A 347-nucleotide genomic window follows, 5' to 3' on the forward strand; every position below is an offset into this window, starting at 1 on the left:
TATTTCAACTCTCTGGGTGATTGCAAACGTTCCTGAAAATGAGATGCCGAACATACAGCTGGGAATGACCGCACAAGTCGTGCTAGAAGGTAGAAAAATAGCCGGAAGAGTGAGTTATATTGACCCCCGATTGAATGAAGATACGAGGACATCGCGGGTTCGAATCGTTATCAATAACCAAAACAATCACATACAAACCGGTTCGTTTGCACAGGTCGAATTTAGTAGATCCAAGGTGCCATCAGGGATTGTATATGTCCCTATTTTGGCGGTTCAAACTATCGAAGGAAAATCCGTAGTCTTCGTAAAGGACGGGCCGGAACAATTCAAGGTCTGTCTCTTATACA

General features: G+C 43.8%; 1 protein-coding gene. It reads left to right on the forward strand.

Annotation, left to right across the window (positions count from 1 at the left end):
- Positions 1-347, forward strand: a 347-nt coding sequence (locus A0J57_RS25800) for an efflux RND transporter periplasmic adaptor subunit (RefSeq protein WP_153023186.1), incomplete at both ends; no start/stop codon positions are given.

Origin of the sequence: Sphingobium sp. 22B (assembly GCF_001580035.1) — a bacterium.
GTDB classification, from domain to species: domain Bacteria; phylum Pseudomonadota; class Alphaproteobacteria; order Sphingomonadales; family Sphingomonadaceae; genus Sphingobium; species Sphingobium fuliginis.